Origin of the sequence: Streptacidiphilus jeojiense, from assembly GCF_000719095.1 — a bacterium.
Taxonomy (GTDB): Bacteria; Actinomycetota; Actinomycetes; order Streptomycetales; family Streptomycetaceae; genus Streptacidiphilus; species Streptacidiphilus jeojiensis.
The window spans coordinates 451088-466585 of record NZ_JOEH01000004.1 but is presented as its reverse complement, the minus strand read 5'-3'; the positions used below and the strand labels follow the sequence as shown (position 1 = coordinate 466585).

The 15498-nt window shown below is 70.4% G+C and carries 11 protein-coding genes; 4 read left to right on the top strand and 7 right to left on the bottom strand.

What is annotated here, in order from left to right; translation table 11 throughout:
- The first annotated feature begins 55 nt into the window (after nucleotides 1-55).
- The gene (locus IF29_RS0106925; RefSeq protein WP_030251054.1) at nucleotides 56-652 is read left to right on the top strand and encodes a TetR/AcrR family transcriptional regulator; all 597 of its coding nucleotides are present in this window, start codon (nucleotides 56-58) and stop codon (nucleotides 650-652) included.
- On the top strand, nucleotides 649-1143 hold the full coding sequence (locus tag IF29_RS0106920; RefSeq protein ID WP_063757443.1) for a hypothetical protein: 495 nt from the start codon (nucleotides 649-651) through the stop codon (nucleotides 1141-1143). The genes IF29_RS0106925 and IF29_RS0106920 overlap by 4 nt, the downstream gene beginning before the upstream one ends.
- 4 nt (nucleotides 1144-1147) lie before the next feature.
- Here IF29_RS0106920 and IF29_RS0106915 read toward each other — a convergent pair whose 3' ends face one another.
- The 7 genes from IF29_RS0106915 to IF29_RS0106885 form a co-directional block, all read right to left on the bottom strand.
- The gene (locus IF29_RS0106915) at nucleotides 1148-3121 is read right to left on the bottom strand and encodes a S53 family peptidase (protein WP_037594444.1); all 1974 of its coding nucleotides are present in this window, start codon (nucleotides 3119-3121) and stop codon (nucleotides 1148-1150) included.
- Nucleotides 3122-3694: 573 nt separating this feature from the next.
- Nucleotides 3695-4189, bottom strand: coding sequence for a DUF3145 domain-containing protein (locus tag IF29_RS0106910; protein ID WP_030251045.1), 495 nt, complete (start codon nucleotides 4187-4189; stop codon nucleotides 3695-3697).
- Nucleotides 4190-4565: 376 nt separating this feature from the next.
- A complete protein-coding gene (locus IF29_RS44350; protein WP_030251042.1) occupies nucleotides 4566-7775 on the bottom strand; it encodes a LamG-like jellyroll fold domain-containing protein in 3210 nt (1069 codons plus the stop codon).
- Nucleotides 7776-7990: 215 nt separating this feature from the next.
- Complete coding sequence (locus IF29_RS0106900) at nucleotides 7991-9010, bottom strand: ABC transporter permease (protein ID WP_030251040.1); 1020 nt, start codon at nucleotides 9008-9010, stop codon at nucleotides 7991-7993.
- A complete protein-coding gene (locus tag IF29_RS0106895) occupies nucleotides 9007-10602 on the bottom strand; it encodes a sugar ABC transporter ATP-binding protein (RefSeq protein WP_051724969.1) in 1596 nt (531 codons plus the stop codon). Before IF29_RS0106895 ends, IF29_RS0106900 begins: the two co-directional genes overlap by 4 nt.
- A 10-nt stretch (nucleotides 10603-10612) precedes the next feature.
- Nucleotides 10613-11779 carry a substrate-binding domain-containing protein gene (locus IF29_RS0106890; protein ID WP_030251034.1) on the bottom strand — a complete coding sequence of 389 codons (1167 nt, stop codon included), beginning with the start codon at nucleotides 11777-11779 and terminating at the stop codon, nucleotides 10613-10615.
- Between the two features lie 215 nt (nucleotides 11780-11994).
- Nucleotides 11995-13035 (bottom strand): LacI family DNA-binding transcriptional regulator, encoded by a 1041-nt coding sequence (locus IF29_RS0106885; protein ID WP_051724968.1) that lies wholly within the window; start codon nucleotides 13033-13035, stop codon nucleotides 11995-11997.
- A gap of 337 nt (nucleotides 13036-13372) precedes the next feature.
- Between IF29_RS0106885 and IF29_RS0106880 the strand changes: the two genes are divergently transcribed.
- A complete protein-coding gene (locus tag IF29_RS0106880) occupies nucleotides 13373-14266 on the top strand; it encodes an aminoglycoside phosphotransferase family protein (RefSeq protein WP_030251028.1) in 894 nt (297 codons plus the stop codon).
- A 177-nt stretch (nucleotides 14267-14443) separates the two neighbouring features.
- Nucleotides 14444-15268, top strand: coding sequence for a hypothetical protein (locus IF29_RS0106875; RefSeq protein WP_157623630.1), 825 nt, complete (start codon nucleotides 14444-14446; stop codon nucleotides 15266-15268).
- Nucleotides 15269-15498: the final 230 nt, after the last annotated feature.

Sequence of the window (15498 nt, the reverse complement as noted above, 5' to 3'; positions counted from 1 at the left end):
GCAGTCGCTCAATTTGAGCGACTGCTCAAAAGAACAGCGCCGCCGGAGGCCGGAGTTGGGGAAGTCCGAGGAGACCAGGGCGGCGCTGGTGGCAGCCGCCACGGCGGCCCTGCGCGAGAACGGCTTCGCCGGGGCCAGTGCCCGCGAGATCGCCCAACGGGCGGGCTGCAACCAGGCGCTGATCTTCTATCACTTCGGCTCCGTGGCCAGGCTGCAGCTGGCCGCCCTGGACGCCGTCAGCGAGGCGCGGGACGCCCGCTACCGGGCCATGGTGACGCAGGCCGAGGGCCTGTCCGGGCTGGTGCGGGCGGCCAGGTCGGTCTTCGACGAGGACCTGGACCAGGGGCACGTCACCGTCCTGGTGGAGATGATCGCCGCGGCGCAGTTCAACCCCGAGCTGCGACCCGAGGTCGCCGCCCGGATCCGGCCCTGGCGCGAGTTCGCGGCCACCACGGTGCGGGACGCCCTGGCCGGCTCCCCCGCCGCGCGGCTGCTGCCGCCCGACGAACTGGCCCACGGCATCGTGGCGATGTACCTGGGGCTGGAGCTGCTGGCCAACCTGGAGGGCGAACGCGAGCCCGCGCTGGCCCTGTTCGACCGAGCCGGGAAGATCGCTTCCCTGCTGGACATCTTCAAGCGGAAGCGCAGGTGAGCAGGGTGGGAGCGCAGCTGAGCAGGGTGATGCCCGACCGTTCCTGGCTCTGGTTCGGCGCCTGGGCGCTGATCGGCGGCGGCTACGCGCTGGCGCTGGCGACGCTGCTGAGCATCGGGGTGTTCGTCCTGGCGCTGACCGCAGGGGCGACCGCATGGCTGGCGTCCCGCCGGGGCTCGCCGGTGGGACTGCCCGGGGCGCTCTCCGGGCCGGCGCTGCCGCTGCTGTGGATCGCCTACCTCAACCGGGGCGGCCCCGGCACGGTGTGCACCGGCACTCCGGAGGGCAGCAGCTGCACCGACGAGTGGAGCCCCTGGCCGTTCCTGGGCGCGGGAGTGCTGCTGCTGGCCGCCGGCCTGGTGCTGTTCCTGGTGGTCCGCCGCAGGCTCGCCCGTCGCAGGCTCCAGGCCGGCGTCGGCGCGAACGGCGGAACCGGGGCCGGGCGAAACGTTCCGCCCGGCCCCGGTTCCTGGGGTACCGCTGAGATGTGAGGTTCTACCAGCCGTAGCGGAACGAGTTCAGGTAGGCCTCGGTGGGCGAGCCGACGCCGGTGGCGTCGTCGTAGCCCTTGGTGGCGGCCAGACCGTAGTCACGGCCGAAGGCGACCAGACGGACCCGCAGCGATCCGCTGATGATGCCGGCGTCGTAGATCGCGTTCAGCGGCTCCTGGCCCGGCTTCGTCGTCTTGTTGATGACGTCGGTGAAGGCCCTGCTGCCGGCCTTCAGGTAGATCTCCGGGTTGGCGAAGCCGATCGGACGGCCGTGCTGGGCCTGGATGGCGTCGGCCTGGACCGCGGAGAACTCCGGCGCCGAGACGCTGGTGCCGCCGTAGCCGCCCTCGCTGTACGGGGCGCCGTCGGACATGCCGACCAGCACCGAGGTGTACAGGTCACCGTTCATGGCGACGTCCGGGGTGACCCGCTGCGCGGTCTTGCTCTTGGCACCCGTCATCAGGGTGTGCGACAGCGAGTTCGGGACGGTCCAGCTCTGGTACCACGGCTGGGCGAAGTCCTCGCTGGTGCCGCCACCGCCGCCGAAGTAGAAGGCGCCGGGCAGCGGCGACCAGGCCGTGCCGTCCGTCGAGAGCACCGAGCGCAGGGTGCCCATGTCGGTCTCGAAGCCGTAGGTGCCCTTCTTGCTGGACACCGCCAGCGCCGTGCCGCCGACGTCGGTGGCCCACGGGTCCGAGGCGGGGTAGGCGGCCTGGGCGCGGGTGGTGGTCGAGTCGCAGTTGACACCGGTCGCCGCCGCGGCGGGCGAGTTGTCGCCGCAGTCACCCGAGCTGAAGTCGAAGCCCATGCCCTCGGTCGCGCCCTGCTCGAAGATCTGCTCGTAGGCGGCGATCTGCGCGGCGGACTCGTCGCCCGACGTGCTGTGCATCAGGCCGTCCCAGGAGTTGGAGACGACGTCCGCCAGACGGTTGTCGACGATGTTGGCCAGTGCGGCCGACAGGTCGCTGTCCTGGCAGGAGTTGGCACCCACGTAGACGACGTTGGCGTCGGGCGCGAGCCCGTGCACCATCTCGACGTCCAGGGCCTCCTCGCCCGCCCAGCCGTCGGGACCGCCGCAGAGGTCCTCGCTGTTCCACTGGTCGGGGGTGACCACCTCGGAGTACTGGCCGGACTTGAAGGCCTTGTCACCGTGGTTGGTGGAGAACTGGTTGGCGTCCGCCAGCATGGTGGAGGAGCCGTAGGCGTCCACGATGGCCACGGTGGCACCCTTGCCGGTCAGGCCGGAGGCGGTGATGCCGTAGGCCTGGCGCAGCTGCGAGGGCTGGAAGGAGCACTCGTCGTAGGTGGTCTTCTTGGTGTAGCCGAGCGGTCCGCCGGTGGCGGCCTTCTGGCCCCAGTAGTCGGAGCAGGTCGCCGTCGTCGCCAGGCCGTCGCTCGACTTGGCGCCGGACGCGATGGTGTTCTTCACCGAGACCGACTGCGGCTGGACCGTGGGCGTGCTGCCGGAGAGCCCGACGACCCCGCTGATCAGGGCGGAGACCGAGGCCGGCACGACCGCGTCCTTGGTCGGCGCGTTGACCTTCTTGCCGTCCACCTTGTACTGGTGCAGCTGGGTGCCGAAGGCCTTCTGGATCGCCGAGGTCTTGCCGCTCACGCTGACCGCGTGGTCGGTGGCGCTGGTGACCGTGAGGCCCGCGCTGGTCAGCCAGCTCTTGACGGCCTGGATCTGGGCCGGGGTGGCCAGGTACTTGGCCTTGGCCTGGGCCGCGGTCAGGAACTTCCCATAGGCGGCGTTGCCGGGCGTCGAGACCGCCTTCGCGTAAGCGGCGAGCCCGGCCGGGTCCTGCCCGGCGAGGTACACGGTCGCGGCGGTGACGGTTTCCGCGGACACGGCTCCCTGGTCCGCCTTGGCCGTGGCCCAGGAGGGGTGGCTGCCGGTGAGGACCTTGGCAGAGGGGGTGACCGATGCTGCCTGGGAGGGCGCGGCGAGCGCGAGCGTGCCTCCGGCCAGAGCCATGGAGGCGAACGCTGCGGTGGCTATGCGAGTACGCCGTCCGCGTGAGGACTGGTTATCGGTAATGACGACTCCAGGAGTGAGGGTCCGTCAGGACTGGGGGTACCGAGCGACCCGCGTGAACGCCCGTTCGGAATGCCCCTGTGATGTGTACACGGGTCAAGAATTGCGGCGCAAGGGGTTAGCGGGAACAGATTCCAGACCTGCCACCACGCCGAGTGGATGCAACAAGGGATTTACGCAGGTGACATCTGACGGTCCGCCATGAGTACGGAGCACGTCTATAATCGGACAACTGCGGGTCAGGGGCGGTGCGCCTGACTCCCGAGGGGGTCGCTTCGAGGTTCCGTGACAGGGATATACCCGGACATGACGCCCATCCGACCGGTCCGCGACCATGAGTTGGATCACGGTGTCAGCGCCCGGCGCAGAAGAATACGGATGCGCCCCCTCCGCAAAATTTCCCGGCACCACCGAACGCGCTGGCGGGGGCACTCCGGAAGGGGGTCCAGGAGGGGCTCCGGAAGGGCGTCTCGCGTAGCCCGCAAGAGCCCTTCGGCGGCAGCGGGAAGGGGTTCAGACCACCTGGTGCAGCCAGCGCACCGGAGCGCCCTCGCCGGCGTGCCGGAACGGCTCCAACTCGTCGTCCCAGGGCTTGCCGAGCAGCCGGGAGATCTCGGACTCCAGGTCCCCCTCGCCCATCCTGGCCCGCAGCAGGGCGGAGCGCAGCCGGTCCTCGGGGATCAGGATGTCCCCGTGCACGCCGGTGACCGCGTGGAAGATGCCCAGATCGGGCGTGCTGCAGTAGCGTTCGCCCTCCAGACCGGCCGAGGGCTCCGCGGTCACCTCGAACCGCAGCAGCTGCCAGCCGCGCAGCGCGGAGGCAAGCCGGGAGGCGGTGTCGGGCTCGCCCTGCCAGGAGAACTCGGCACGCCAGGTACCGGGAGCGACCGGCTGGCGGATCCAGTCGAGACTGACGCGCACGCCGAGCACGCCGGCTGCGGCCCACTCGACATGCGGGCAGAGCGCACGCGGCGCGGAGTGCAGATAGAGAACTCCACGAGTCGTCACCGGGACCTCCAGTGTGGTGCGAGGGGCGCCTTCCCCAGCGGCCTCGTTGCCACGTCCGAGAACTCCAGATGTCGACACGATGTCAACACGTCACGTTGGAGATGGCTACCCGAAGTGACGTTCCGTAAACACTACTCAGTCAATTATCTCAACAAATCGGACAGGGGCTCACTCGTCGTGGCCAGAATCGGCCCGATTCGGTCGTTCCATCGAGAAGTTGAGCGCTCATCGGAATGCTGAGGAAACGGTACCGCGCCACGGCCCGCCATGGGTGACGGTCCCTCGGAACCACCCGAAAGCACGCGCATCCCACCCCCGGAAGGGTGGAATGCGCGTGCTTGTCAGACGATCGCATTCATCGTCTTGGATGATTGACCTAATTCACCGTCAGAATGGTCAGCGAGTAGGCGGCGAAGGTCTTGGTGAAGGTCGCCCCGAGCCCGTGGACCGGGCTGGTGACCGGGACGACGTGGGCCGGGTCGCTGATGGTGTTGGTGTCCGTCGGGTGGGCCGAGCTGAGCACCGTCTGGCTGCCGGTCTCCGCGACCGTACCGGCGCCGGCCAGGTCGACGGTGACCGGCTGGGCGGTCCCGCCCGGGTTGACCACCGCGATGTAGATCCGGCCGGTTCTGGAGTCCTTGGTGACCACGGTGTTCAGGCCGCCGATCCCGGCGTAGGTTGCGCTGAGCACCTGGTCGCCGTGGTGCTGGGCCAGCATCGACTGCGCGTAGTAGCTGGGCGAGCCGTAGCTGGTCAGCGCGTCGAAGCCGATCAGGTTGGTGTTCCACTGCACGCTGTTGACATTGGCGAGCAGCGGCGCGTAGGCCTCCTGGGTGACGATGTCGGAGTTGCGCTCCAGGCCGGTGAGCCAGGAGGCGTCGCCGAGCGCGGCGTTGAGGTCCGGGGTCGGCTTGCCCTCCTGCGAGGCCCACTCCCCCACCATGATCTTCGGGCCGCTGCGGGAGGTGGAGTCGTACAGGTTGGCGTGGCTGTTCATCCAGGCCGGGGTCTCGTAGTAGTGCTCGTCCACCACGTCCGGGGTGCGGGACTTGACCGGGGTGGTGGCGATGATCTTGATGGACGGGTAGGCCTTCTTGATGGCGTCGTAGAACTGCGCGAAGCGGCCGTTGTCGCCGTCGTAGCTGCCGGAGCCGTCGAACCAGTCCTCGTTGCCGACCTCGACGTAGCCGATGTCGAAGGGCTTGGGGTGGCCGTCGGCGGCGCGCTTGGCGCCCCAGACCGTCTTGGTGGAGCCGGTGGCGTACTGGATCTCGTCCAGGGCGTCCTGGACGTACGGGCCGAGCTGGCTCACGTCCACATGGCTGCCGTTGAGGTTGTAGCCGGCGTAGACGGCGAGCAGCGGCTGGGCGCCGAGGCTCTCGGCCCACTCCAGGTACTCCAGCAGGCCCATGCCGTCGGTGGACCAGTAGCCCCAGGCGTCGTCCTGGTGCCCGGGCCGGGTCCAGACCGGGCCGATGGTGTTCTTCCAGTCGAAGCGGGTGGCGAGGGTGTTGCCCTCCAGGTAGTTGCCGCCCGGCTCGCGGATGAACGAGGGCTCCAGCCCGGCGATCTTGGTCATCAGATCGGTGCGCAGCCCGTTCTTGACGTTGCCGTAGGTCGGCGGGAAGAGCGAGACGTTGTCCAGCCACAGGGTCGCACCGCTGCCGGTCTGCGCGGAGAGCACGAAGCGGGCGGCCGCGGTGGACGGTGCGTCGTCGCCGGTCCTGATGGTAGTGGTGAACTGCTTCCAGCCGGTGCCGACCCCGTTCACCCTGCCCTTGGCGTACACGGTGCCGTCGGCGCCCTCGACGTCGACCGTGAGCGGGCCCTTGAAGCCGGCGCTGGCCTTGGCGAAGAAGGAGACCGTGTAGCTGCGGCCGGGAGCCACCGGGATGCCCCAGAAGCCCGAGTTGGCGACCCCGGCCCGGCTGTCCCTGGTGGCGGTGGTCAGCGAGACCTTGAGCGACTGGGTCAGCGCGCTGTTGAGCGGGTTGCCGGTGTCCAGCGCGATGGTCGAGTCGCCGACCGCGGACCAGTCGACCGGGCTGGTGCTGCTGGCCATCATCGAGCGGTTCTGGATCAGCTCGGCGTACAGGCCGCCCTCGCCGGAGTGGTTGATGTCCTCGGTCATCACCCCGAAGAAGGTGGAGGGCAGGGCGTGGGCCGGGTTGGCCGCGTCCACACTGAGGGTGCCGCCCGCGGTGCCGACCACGGTCTGCACCTCGTCGGCGGTCAGCGCGTGGTCGAAGACCTGGACGTCGTCCACGCCGCCGCCGAAGAAGTCGGCCGGCGCACCGTTGTAGCGGCCGCGGCCGATCACGGTGTCACCGGTGGCCTGCCAGTTCCCGGTGTAGGCGGTGCTGCCCTGGAGCACGCCGTTGACGTAGAACGAGAGCTTGCCCGCCGCCACGTCGTCCACCCCGACCAGGTGGTACCACTGGCCCGCGGTGGGCGCGGCGGTGGCCGGGACGGTGGCGACGGCTGCCGAGTCCGCGTCGGAGGCCAGCCTGGTGAAGGCGAACTTCCCGGTGTCCCCGCGCAGTTGCAGATAGAAGCCGCTGACGTTGGCGCCGTCGATGCTGACCGCGGTCTGGAAGCCGCTGACGGCGGTGGGCTTGACCCAGGCGGAGACCGAGAAGGACTGCCGGGTGTCCACCACCGCGCCGCTCGCGGTGGCGTTGCCGTTGGCGGTGCCGTCCAGGGTCAGCGCGTGCGCGCCGGCCCGGCCCGGGGTGGCCCAGCCGGCGCCGCTGCCGAGGGTGGCGGTGTGGCCGTTGCCGGAGGAGTCCGCGGCGCTGCTGCCGCTGCCCTCGTCCAGGTTCCAGTGCGCCGAGGTGTTGATCGCGGCGACCTGATCCGCCGTCAGTGCGCCCTGGTAGAACTGGACGTCGTCGACCGAGCCGTTGACGAAGTCCACCGGACTGCCACCGAACAGGCCGCGCCCGATCAGGGTGTGCCCGGCGGCCTTCCAGCCGCCGCCGGTGTAGGCGGCGTCGGTCTGCGCCGCGCCGTCGACGTAGAGGTGCAGCTTGCCGGCGCTCTCGTCGTCGACGCCGACCAGGTGGTACCAGGTACCGGTGCTGGGGGCGGTGCCGTCGGTGGCGATCGCCGAGGTGGTGGCGCTGGTGCTGTCGGAGGAGAGCCGGGTGAACGCGAAGTCGCCGGTGTCGCCCCGTAGTTGCAGGTAGAAGCCGCTGACGTTGGTGCCGTCGATGCTGACCGCGGTCTGGTAGCCGGAGGTGTTGTTCAGCTTGACCCAGGCGGAGACGGTGAAGCTCTGGGAGGTGTCGACGACCGGGGTGGGGATGTCGATGTTCCCGTTGGTGGTGCCGTTGAGGCTGACCGCGTGGGCACCGACCTGGCCGGCGCTCCAAATGACGCCGCTGCCGAGGGTGCCGGTGTGGCCGTTGCCGGAGGAGTCGGCGGCGGTGGTGCCACTGCCCTCGTCCAGTGCCAGATGGGCGGCGAGACTGGGCGCGGTGGTGGCCGCTCCCGCCGTGCCGCTGCCCATCGCGGTGGTGAGGCCGCCGAGGAGCAGGGCCGTGGTGGCGGCGAGAGCGACGGCGCGACCGCGCCCCCGTCTCATTCTTGATATGAACATGACACCTCTCAGCTGACGATGGATCCCGATCCGTACGGTGCTGTGACGATGTGTGTGACGAGTCGAGCCGGGGGCGGCCAGGGCATGCCGAGCCGAGGGCTCGCGCGGGTCGGCGACCGGCCTCCCGGTCACCGACCCGCGTCAGCTCTCTGCTGTCGGTCGGTCAGTTGTTACCCACTGCTTGTTGGTTGTGCTGCTGCTCAGCGCCGCTTGGCCAGCCTCCGGGCCCGCAGCCGGTCCGCGGTGATGGCGATGCCCAGCACCGCGCCCAGCACGATCTGGGTGTAGTTGGAGTTGATCTGCAGCGTGGTCAGCCCGTTGTTGATCAGCTCCAGCAGCACCGCGCCGGCGACGATGCCCATGATCCGGCCCTGACCGCCCATCAGGCTCACCCCGCCGATGACCGCGGCGGCGATGGCCGAGAGCTCCCAGCCCACGCCGACCCCGCTGGCGGAGCCCACGCCCATCCGGCCCAGCACCAGCATGCCGCCGAGCCCGGAGAGCAGCGAGCTGGTGACGTACATGGACACCACCCGCCGGTCGCCGCGGATGCCGGCCAGCCGGGCCGCCTCGGCGTTGCCGCCGACCGCGTACACCTGGCGGCCCTGGTAGGTGCGCTCCAGGAAGAACCAGGCCGCCACCGCGACGATGACGAACAGCACCAGCGGCACCGGGATCTGCGCCAGGTAGCTCTGGCCCAGGTCGCTGAAGAAGCCGGAGATGCCGGGGATCGAGGTGCCGGAGGTGATGGCCAGGGTCACGCCCTGGGCGACGGTGTAGGTCACCAGGGTGGTCACGAACGGCGGCATCTTCAGCCGGGTCACCGCCAGCCCGTGGATCAGGCCCACCGTGCCGCAGATCGCCAGCGTGAACAGGATCGCCACCCCGGCCGGCAGCCCGGCCCTGACGTTGAACCAGGAGGCCAGGATGACGCTGGTGCCCAGGAGCGCTCCCACCGACAGGTCGATGCCGCCGGTCAGGATCACCAGCGACTCGCCGATCGCGATCAGTCCGTACTGGGCCAGGTCGAAGCCCATGCCCTGCAGGTTGACCGCGCTGGCGAAGGTCGACTTGTCGATCGCCAGCGCGGTGAACACCACCACGCAGGCCACGACCACGCCCACCTCGGGCGTCTCCACCAGCCGCCGGAGCAGGCCGGCGCCGGGCTTCGGCGGGGCGGCCGCCGCCGGGGCGGGCGCGGTGTCCGTACTGCTGCTCATGCCATCGCCTCTTTCGCCGCGGCCTGCGGGTCCGGGGACGGCGCGCTCTGCGTCCCCGCTGCGGCCGTCATGATCAGTTCCTTGCTGAACCGCTCCCTGGGGATGTCGGCGACCACCCGGCCGTGCGCCATCACCACGATCCGGTGGCAGATCCACAGCAGCTCCTCCAGCTCGGAGGAGGCCGCGACCACCGCCAGACCCTCCTTGGCGGCCTCGTCGATCAGGCCGTAGATCTCCGCCTTGGCACCCACGTCCACGCCGCGGGTCGGCTCGTCCAGCAGCAGCAGCCGCGGTTCGGCGGCCAGCCAGCGGCCGAAGACCACCTTCTGCTGGTTGCCGCCGGACAGGTCGCCGACCGGCTGCTCGGCCGAGTGCAGCCGCACGCCCAGCTCCTGCACCAGCCGGCCCGCGTGCTCGCGGTCGGCGCGCGGGGTGAGCACCCCGCGGCGGCTGATCCGGCGCAGCGTGGCCAGGGTGATGTTCCAGCGCACCGAGGCGCCCAGCACCAGGGACTGCTCCTTGCGGTCCTCCGGCACCAGGCCGATCCCGGCCGCCACCGAGTCGGCCGGATGGCGCGGGTGGAACGCCCGGCCCTGGAACTCGACGGTGCCACCGGTCCTGGGCTGGGCGCCCATCACGGTGTGCAGCAGCCGGCTGCGGCCCGACCCCATCAGCCCGGCCACGCCGAGGATCTCCCCGGCCCGCACCTCCAGGTCGACCGGGCCCAGCCCGTCGGCGGTCAGCCCCTCGGTGCGCAGCACCACCTCGCGCTCGACCGAGGGCGGCGGGCTGACGTCGGCCTTGGCCAGCTCGCTGCCGACCATCTCCCGGATCAGCCGCTCCTCGGAGGCCTGCTCCGGCGTCAGGTCGGCGACCAGCCGGCCGCCGCGCAGCACGATCACCCGGTCGGCCAGCGCCCGCACCTCGTCCAGCCGGTGCCCGATGAACAGCACCGCTCCGCCCGCCTCGGCGTGCCGCCGGGCCAGCGCGAGCACCTTGTCCGCCTCCACCGGCCCCAGCGAGGAGGTCGGCTCGTCCAGGATCAGCACCAGCGGGTGGTGGCCCCAGGCCTTGGCGATCTCGATCATCTGCCGGACCGGGACGGGCAGCCGCTCGACCGGGCGGTCGACGTCCACCCCCTCGACCCCGACGTCCGCCAGCAGCGCCCGGGCCTCGGCCCTGGTGCCGGCCCGGTCGTAGCGCCAGCTGCCGAAGCGGCGGCCCTCGCTGCTCGCCGGGCGCCGGCCCAGCAGCAGGTTCTCGGCCACGCTCAACTTCCCCACCAGGGGGAACTCCTGGGCCACCAGGCTGACACCGAGGCTCTGCGCGTGGTCCGGGCGACCGCTGTGCAGCTCCTGCCCGTCGATCACGATACTGCCGGTGCTCGCGGCCACGGTGCCGGACAGCACCCCCATCAGCGTGGACTTGCCGGCGCCGTTCTCGCCGACCACGCCCACGATCTGACCGCTGGTCAGTTCCAGCTCCGGGATGTCCAGCACCTTGACCGGCCCGTAGCTCTTGCTCACTCCCCGAAGGGACACGGCGACCCGAGCCGCCGTGTCCCCCTCGGTCCGTGCTTGCACGGCTGCCATCTCGTCGACCTCAGCCTATGCCGAGCTTGGTCAGCATGGCCTGGTAGTCGGCGATGTTGGACTGGGTCACCACGCCCGCGCCGGTGCTCAGGGTGGTCCCGTCGCTCTCCAGGTAGGGCTTGACCAGCGCCAGGGTGGCGTCCTTGCCGAGCACCTTGAACGCCGCCAGCAGGAAGGCGCCGGTGTAGCCCTGCTGGTAGGGCTGCTGCAGCACGGTGGCCTGGATGACGCCGCTCTGGATGAACTTGAGCGTCTGCGCGTCGCTGTCGGAGGAGATGACCTTGATCGCACCGGTCTTGCCGGCCGACTGCACGGCCTGCCCGGCAGCGGGTCCGTCGTAGGAGTAGACCCCGTACAGGCCCTTGACGTTGGGGTCGGTCTGGAACGAGGTGGAGGCGTTGGACAGGGCCTTGGAGGCGTCCGTGCCGTCGTTCAGGGTCTGCGTGATCTTGATGTTGGAGCCTTCCAGGGCCTTCTTGAACCCGGCGATGCGCTCCAGCGAGTTGGAGGCGGTCAGCGACCCGGTGAGGATCACCACCTCGCCCTGGTTGTTGAGCACCTGCTTCATCGCCTCGCCGGCCTTCTCGCCCAACTCCTCGTTGAGGCTGCCCAGGTAGAGCGCGGAGCCGTCCTCGGCGGGCAGCGGGGAGTCGATGGCCACCACCGGGATGCCGGCCGAGTTGGCGGAGGCGATCGGGGCCTTGATGGCGGTCGGGTCGATCGCGGAGACGGTGAAGCCGGTGATGCCCTGGCCGCGCAGGGTCTGGATGATGGACAGCTGCTGGTCCAGCCGGCCGTTGGCCGGGGCCTGGAAGGTGCCCTTGATGCCGAGGTCGGACAGGCCCTTGTTGAAGCCGACCTTGCCCGCGTTCCAGTAGTCCACCGCGACGTTGACCACCATGGCCTCGTCCAGCTTGGACAGGTCCTTGCCCGCGAGTGCGGTCTTGATCGCGGCGTCGAGCTTGGTGAGGTTGGCGTCGTTGAACGAGATGTCACCCGACAGGGTGACGGCCGGGGCGGAGCTGCTGCCGCCGGCGGATGCGGCGGCCGAGGTGCTGCCACTGCCCGCGGCACCGGTCTTGCTGCAGGCGGAGGCGCCGAGGGCGAGCAGCAGCGCGGTGGCCACGACGGCGAGCTTCTTGGATCTCGTGCTACTGGAGTTGAGTGCGGACGGCATGGTGGTGGTCCTCTCGATCGGTTTCCAGGCACGGCGGAGCGAACACCCCGCCAGAATTGTTTGCGCTAACAATTGAGCAGACGACAGCTATCAATTGAGCAGGTGCGACGAACATTCGAGCGTGTGCGGATGTGCTTCCGTGGTTCTGTGCAGCTGTACTTCCGTGCGGCCCTCGGGCCCTCAGGTGCTCGGACCCTCAGCTTGTCGAGCAGCCCTCAGCCACCGGCGGGGGCGGGTGGTGCCGCCGCCGTACTCCCCCGAATCACCAGCTCAGGGGCGACCAGCACCCTCTCCTTGGTGCCGGCCTCACCCTCGACCTGCGCCACCAGCAGTTCCAGGCCGCGGCGGCCCAACTCGCCGAAGTCCTGGCGCACGGTGGTGAGCGGCGGAGTGAAGTAGGAGGCCTCGGGGATGTCGTCGAAGCCCACCACGCTGATGTCGCCCGGGATGCCGCGCCCGGCCTCGTTCAGCGCCCGCAGCACCCCGAGCGCCATGTGGTCGTTGGCGCAGAAGACGGCCGTGACCTCCGGGTTCTCCAGAAGGTGCAGCCCGGCCTCGTAGCCGGACCTGGCACTCCAGTCCCCGCTGACGACCTCGGGCACCGGAGCACCCGCGTCCGCCAGCACCGAACGCCAGCCGGCGCGCCGGGCCTGGGCGTCCAGCCAGTTCGAGGGCCCCGCCACATGGTGCACGGTGCGGTGCCCCAGATGGAGCAGGTACTGCGTGGCCGCCCTGGCCCCGGCCTCGTTGTCGACCGCCGCCCCGGGCACCCTGGCCTGGGAGCCCGAACCGACGGCGACCACCGGGACCGCACTGCGGACCTGCGCCAGCGCCCCGACGGCCGAGGTCTGCGGCGCGATCACCAGCACACCCTCCACCGCCTGGTCCCTGAGCCGGTCCACGGCCTCCTGCACCGAGCGCCCGTCCAGCGAGCGCAGGCTCGCGATGCTGACGAAGTAGCCCGCGCTGCGGGCGGCCTGCTCGATCCCGTAGAGCATCGAGGCCGGACCGTAGAGGGTGGTGTCGAAACTGACCACCCCCAGGGTCTGCGACCTGCGCGTGACCAGGGTGCGTGCGGCCGAGTTCGGACGGTAGTCCAGCTCCCGGATCGCGAGCAGTACCCGCTCCCTGGTCTCCTCCTTGACGTGCGGATTGTCGTTGAGCACCCGGGAGACCGTCTGGTGCGAGACACCCGCCAGCCGCGCGACGTCGGCCATGACCGGCTGACGCCCGTTGACGGTGTTCGCTGCTCCCATGGATTCCTCACTCCGACCTGCGCCGATATGGCGTTCCTGAGCATTCGGGACTGTTCGACAAGGTACGGCATCTGTTTCCCCGCCGTTTCCGACACTGCATTGTTAACGCTCACATGACAACGCGTCAACGGGTTGTGCAGGTCACGTTTCGGCTACCTGACAGCCGGCCGACAACAAGCCGGGAGCGCGCCGGCCGGCCGGGGCGCGGCGGGACGGCGATCCGGCGAAAACCGGTGGCACCACCGGCCGCTGGCCTGCTTGAGTGCTCGGCACGGCCACGCGACACCACTGTCCCGCCCTGCCCCGTCCCGTCCCGTCCCGTCCCCGAAAGGCACGCATGCCGGTCCAGAAGATGCACGCCGACGAGGCGGACATCGACGCCGCACTGGTCGGACGGTTGATCAGGGCCCAGTTCCCGCAGTGGTCCGACCTGCCCCTCTCCCGGGTCCCGTCCGCCGGCACCGACAACGCCCTGTTCCGACTGGGCCCGGACCTCGCCGTACGGCTACCCCGCCTCCCGCACTCGGCCGGCCAGGCCGAGAAGGAGGCGCACTGGCTGCCCCGGCTCGCCCCGCACCTGCCCCTGGCCGTCCCCACGCCGGTGGCGGTGGGCGAACCCGGCGCCGGCTATCCGTGGTCCTGGTCGATCTGCCGCTGGCTCGACGGAGAGACCCTCACCGACTCGGCCTTCGCGGACCCCACCGCAGCGGCCGTCGCCCTGGCCGAATTCATCACCGCGCTACGCCGCATCGACCCCACCGACGGCCCCGCCGCCGGCCGAGGGACACCCCTCGCCCCACGCGACACCCCCGCCCGCGAGGCCCTCACCGCCCTGCGGGGCCGACTGCCCGAGGACGACCTGAAGACCCTCGGGCAGGTATGGGAAGAGTCGCTGCAGGCCCCCTCCTGGCAGAAACCACCCGTCTGGCTCCACGGGGACCTGCTGCCCGGAAACCTCCTGGTCCAGCAGGGCCGCCTCAGCGCCGTCATCGACTTCGGCACCCTGGGCACCGGCGACCCGGCCGTCGACCTGCTCCCGGCCTGGGCCCTCTTCTCCGGCGAGTCCCGAACCGCCTTCCGAGACGCCGTCGACACGGACGAGGCCACCTGGAGCCGGGGACGCGGCTGGGCCCTCTCCATCGCGCTGATCATCATGCCGTACTACTGGAACACCAACCCGGTCCTGATGGCGGTGGCCAGACGCATCGTCGGCGAAGTACTCGCGGAGTAACGTCCGATTGTGTGCTTGTCCGGTTGTCCGGTCCCGGTGGGCACCGCGATGGTGACCCCGGACGGACACGGGGAGGGCATCGTGAGGTACTGGCTTGAAATAGCACCTGCGGTTCGGAGCTGGCTACGCGAGCTCGGCACCGCCGACCCGCCGGCCGCCCGCCTCGTCGGAGAGGCGGTGACGGCCCTTCTCACCGCCGGAACGCTACCCGGCGAGCCGTTGGTCGTCAGGCTGACCTCGGTGCTCCTGGAGCCGGACCCCGCCCTGGTACTCGACCACGCCTACCAGACCCAGCTCGACCTGATGCAGCAGGTCCGTCGGGGCATCGCCAACCTCTCCACGGGCCGCGCCGCTCCACCGCAGGAGATGGAGCGCCTCACGGAACTGAGCCATCGGCTCCAGCGGGAGGTGGACCGGTTCCGGACCTACAAGGAGGTCGTCAAGGCGGTGTACAACACCGAGGTGGTCACGGCAGAACTCAACGCCGTCCTTGCGGGCCACGACGAGACCGATCCGGAAACCCGGACCGGCCCGGACGCCGGCGCCAGACTCGCGGCGGCGCAGGCGAAAATTGACGGACTGTTGGCAACGACCAAGGCCCTGGAGCAAGAGGTCCGCAACGATCCGTTCCTGGCCCCACGACTGTCCCCTCCACCGCCCCCACCGGCTCCGGCTCCGCCAAGGGACAAGAACCTCTACGAACTGCATCCGGGAGGCACGGCCAACGGCGAGATCCGGATCGTCTTCGCCACCACACCCACCCCCGACCACACCGTGGTCCTGCTCGCGGCCCGACAGACAACGGACGACCCGTGGCCGTGGCACCAACAGGCCATCCCCGCCGCCGAACACGCCATGGCAGAACGCCCCGAAGCCAGGCACTCGCGAACGGGACGAAGAATCCGCCCCGGCTACAGCCGCCGATGGTTCCTCAGGGAGTACTTCCCCGGCCACACCCGCGAGATCAGAGCCGGCGCGGCTCGTTGGCCCACCCAGACGTGATGAATCGTCGTTCGTTGCAGTACAGCGCCGGGAGGCGCGCTCCACGCCTGCAACGGCAACGTGTGGTGGGGCGAGTCGACCGCCGTCTCCCGGGCTCACGCCCGGAAAGAAGGCGCTTCGCGCCGGCAACAAGGGCGGGGGGTGCCCGGGCCCGGCGCGGAGCGTGCGGCGACGGCGCGGGGCTGGGCTGGGCTGGGGCGCGTGCGCCGCTCTGACCCCGGGGGATCGGG